The sequence below is a fragment of the Bacteroidota bacterium genome, from assembly GCA_017303975.1.
Lineage (GTDB): Bacteria > Bacteroidota > Bacteroidia > JAFLBG01 > JAFLBG01 > JAFLBG01.
The window spans coordinates 1-2,819 of record JAFLBG010000068.1 but is presented as its reverse complement, the minus strand read 5'-3'; the positions used below and the strand labels follow the sequence as shown (position 1 = coordinate 2,819).

Genomic DNA, 2,819 nt, shown 5'->3' with positions numbered 1-2,819 from the left:
GTCTCCTAAATCCAGACTCGGAAAATCTTTGACAGTTATTTTATGCATAATGCCGTCAAAGTTCCTTTTCCTCCCTTAAATCCCAACCCTTAAATTTGGGTAAGGATTAGCTGCCGGCAGGCAGGGTGGGTAAACAGGTTCCGAACCCCACCAAAAATTCCGTCTTTTAACGGATAAAGAAGTGAAAGAAGAATTGTACACTTACTGCAAGAAGTAAAATTGTTATTTATTTAATTTTTTACAAGCAATACAGTTGCTGAGTTTGGGTTGTATTTGCGAAAGTGCCTGTGTGTAAAAACAATTTTTTTAGTAACTTGAATTGCAAATAATTATAAAAAAAAGAGAAAGTTTCAGGGACAGGGACTTTCGCATATTTACGAGTTGCCTGCAACCTTATCAAAATCTCGTTAACTAATGACAACTGACTTAAAAACGGCCTTTGACAAAGAAAATTTATTAAGGTGCTGGACATGGTTAAATACAAATGCGGACAATAATTACAAGAACCATTTTCGCAGCCTATATAAAGCATACGCCTTATCTCTTGACGAAAATATTGACAAACTTCACAGAGATTTAAAATATCATCGCTACAAACCAGAACTTTCTACAAAACTTTACATTCCTAAAAAATCGGGAATTTTAAGACCATACACTTTACTAAATATTAATGACCAGATTGTTTATTTAGCGCTGGTTTCAATTATAGCAGAAAAACTATTTAAAAAGGCTAAGAAGAATTATAACAAATCTGTTTTCGGCCATTTATATGCCGGTAAAACAAGCCTTTACTTTTATCAAAAATGGAGTGACGGATATGTAAATTTTAATCATTCAATAAATGACGCTTTTACATCAGGATATAAATGGACAGCATCTTTTGATTTAACAGCTTTCTATGACAGTATAGACCATAAAGTACTTACACATTTTCTTTCGGGGATAGGGATAACAAAAGAATTTTCAAAATACCTGACTGATTGCCTAGAAGTCTGGACAGCCTCTACTCCAACAAGAATTTATCATGGTCATGGAATTCCACAAGGCCCATTACCATCAGGGCTTTTGTCAGAAGTAATTTTGCAATATTTTGATGAACACAAAAGCTTCAAAAAAACTACAGTAAGATACTTTAGATATGTTGATGACATTAGATTACTAGCAAAGACTGAAGGAAATGTGAGAAAAGGTTTGCTTGAGTTAGATTACACTAGTAAAGAGATTGGATTGTTTCCACAATCAGGTAAAATAAACATTCATGAAATTGAAAATCTAGATGATGAAATAAAAACAATTAGTTTGCCGCCAGAACCTATTAATTTTAGGCTTGCATTTGACCAAACTGAAGTATTAAACAGATTTAATGAATTGGTTAAAGCAAATAAAGTTCTTAATGAAACAAGATTTAAATATGTGTTGGCACATGCAGCTCCAAATGAGAAATTAGCAAAAAAGCTTCTGAATATCCTTTTAAAAAATCCACATTTATATCAATCCATCCTAAAACATTTTTCAAAGTACAAAAAATTTACTAAATCAGTTTCTACAAAGATACTTTCGCTTCTTAAGTTAGAGCAACTCTATGAAGAAGTCACTACGGCCTATATATTAACAAGCTTAAACAAAATTCACAAGGATTTAGTTGCTGACTTTAAAACTCACATCCTTTCGCTGCATTCAAAAAGAAAGACAATTACCTCACCTAATTTACGTTCAATTATTTTCGTTTGGCTTTTGAACGAGAACCATTTCACATATAAAGAAATAGAAAACATTTACAAAAGCACCGAATGGTGGTTAATTCATAATTCCCTAGATTATATTGACATTGACAGATTTGGTGAACCATCTTACCAGGCAATTCTAAATGTATTAATAAAATCATCTTCTTTTGAAGTTGCTATTAAGGCTGCTTATTTAATATCCGAGCATAACTTAAAAGTAACAACTCCGCTAAGTAAAATAAACGACTCCGCACAAATCATATTAAAAAAGGCAGGAATTATCGGAAAAACTTCATTATCAAAAAGTAGTATTCCAGCAAGACTTAATGAAATTGCAGGTATAACTTTCCCAACAAAAAATTGGAAAACATTTTTGAATACTGACCATTCCAATTGTGAAAGACTTGCTCTCTTATTGACAGGTCATATAAAAACAGATGCAAACTCATTTATTAACGAATTTGATGTTTTTAATGATTTCGTTTGTAAAGCACTTTTTTTACATGACGGAACATTAGGAACTTATACTCTTGGCAAAATCGGTAGCACCTTACATTCCACAACAAGTAGATTTGCGACAAACTATCCTAAATTTAATGCCTTATGCAAAAAAGTCCATGAATTAAGATTAGAAAGTGACTTGTCTCACCCAATTGTAAAAAGTACAGGCAAGGCAACAAGACGTATTAAGTTTTCGGAAATAAAAAAATTGATGAAAATAATTATAGATGGTTATACGGAGTTAATATCATCAATTTAAGTACGCACAAAGGCAGCAGGCAACATCGGGTTTGCCAAAATACGGGCTTGACAGGGTTAGCTTCAGCAGCGGTAATTCTACTGTGCTTCATATTGGGCTGGACGAATAACCATTTGGCTTTTTGTTGTTAACTTCAACTTTAGTTTTTCAATCATCAGCGGTTGTGGGCGGACGAATTACTAATACCCGTACTTCGGCAAGCCCCGCCCGTCAGACTGTGAAAAAACTCTTCTTTACATAAAAAACAGACTGTACAATTTCCTGTACTGTTTATAGTTGATCATTCAAGCAGCTGTTAAAATAAATGAAGGTGATCGTTGAAAAAAAACGGATGG

At 33.2% G+C, this 2,819-nt stretch carries 1 protein-coding gene; it reads left to right on the top strand.

Translation table 11 applies throughout. From position 1 onward, the window contains the following. Positions 1–414: 414 nt before the first annotated feature. Positions 415–2,484, top strand: a complete 2,070-nt coding sequence (locus J0M08_14265; GenBank protein MBN8704221.1) for a hypothetical protein — start codon at positions 415–417, stop codon at positions 2,482–2,484. The last annotated feature ends 335 nt before the right edge of the window (positions 2,485–2,819 follow it).